The sequence below is a fragment of the Streptomyces sp. SID11385 genome (assembly GCF_010548245.1).
Classification (GTDB): Bacteria; Actinomycetota; Actinomycetes; order Streptomycetales; family Streptomycetaceae; genus Streptomyces.
This window is the reverse complement of sequence record NZ_JAAGLR010000703.1, coordinates 1-1,344: the sequence shown is the minus strand read 5'-3', so window position 1 is coordinate 1,344 and position 1,344 is coordinate 1. Positions and strand designations below refer to the sequence as shown.

The following is a 1,344-nucleotide window of genomic DNA, read 5'->3' as shown; positions in this document are numbered from 1 at the left end:
CCCGCGCGGCAGCGGCTCGCGCGGCGGCGCCAAGCCCGGCGCCGCCTCCCGCGACTTCGCCGCGCCCGAGCCCCGTACCCCCGCGCTCCCGCCCGTCGCGGCCTTCGAGGACCTCGACATGCCCGAGGCGCTCCTGAAGACCCTCGCCGCGCAGGGCGTCACGACGCCCTTCCCGATCCAGGCCGCGACCCTCCCGAACTCCCTCGCGGGCCGCGACATCCTCGGCCGCGGCCGCACCGGCTCGGGCAAGACCCTCGCCTTCGGCCTCGCGCTCCTCGCCCGTACGGCAGGGCGCCGCGCCCAGCCCCGGTCCCCGCTCGGCCTCGTCCTCGTGCCCACGCGCGAACTCGCCCAGCAGGTCACCGACGCCCTCACCCCCTACGCCACCGCGGTGAACCTGCGCCTGACGACCGTCGTCGGCGGCCTCTCGCTCACCAAGCAGGCGAACGCCCTGCGGCGCGGCGCGGAACTCCTCGTCGCGACCCCCGGGCGCCTCAAGGACCTCATCGACCGCGGCGACTGCACCCTCCAGGACGTGCGCACCACCGTCCTCGACGAGGCCGACCAGATGGCCGACATGGGCTTCCTGCCCCAGGTCACCCGGCTGCTCAACCAGGTCGAGCCCGAGGGCCAGACGATGCTGTTCTCGGCGACGCTCGACGCCAACGTCGACCGCCTCGTCCGCGACTTCCTCGACGACCCGGTCGTCCACTCCGTCGACCCCTCGGCGGGCGCCGTCACGACGATGGAGCACCACCTCCTCTACGTCGCCGACGCGACCGTCAAGCGCGCCGTCACGCACCACATCGCCGCCCGCGAGGGCCGCCTCATCATGTTCGTCGACACCAAGCACGGCGCCGACCGGCTCGCCAAGCGCCTCCTCGCCGACGGCGTCCCCGCCGCCGCCCTGCACGGCGGACGCAGCCAGCCCCAGCGCACCCGCACCCTCGACCAGTTCAAGAACGGGCAGGTCACCGCGCTCGTCGCGACCAACGTCGCCGCGCGCGGCATCCACATCGACGCGCTCGACCTCGTCGTCAACGTCGACCCGCCCGTCGACCACAAGGACTACCTCCACCGCGGCGGTCGCACCGCCCGCGCCGGCGAGTCGGGCAGCGTCGTCACGCTCGTCCTGCCCGAGCAGAAGCGCGACACGCAGCGCCTCTTCTCGGCGGCCGGCATCCGCCCGCAGACCGCGAACGTCACCGCGAGCGACCCCGAACTCGCCCGCGTCACCGGCGCCCGCGAGCCCTCCGGTGTCCCCGTGACCCTGGCCCTGCCCGTCAGCGCCACCCCGCCCGCCCAGCGCGGCGGCGGCAGCGGCGGCACCCGCACCGGCTCCGG

The 1,344-nt window shown here is 75.5% G+C and carries 1 protein-coding gene; it reads left to right on the top strand.

Annotated elements, in window-relative coordinates; all coding sequences use genetic code 11:
• Positions 1–1,344 (top strand): DEAD/DEAH box helicase (locus tag G3I42_RS21520; protein WP_239096595.1); only part of this gene is annotated, 1,344 nt, incomplete at both ends.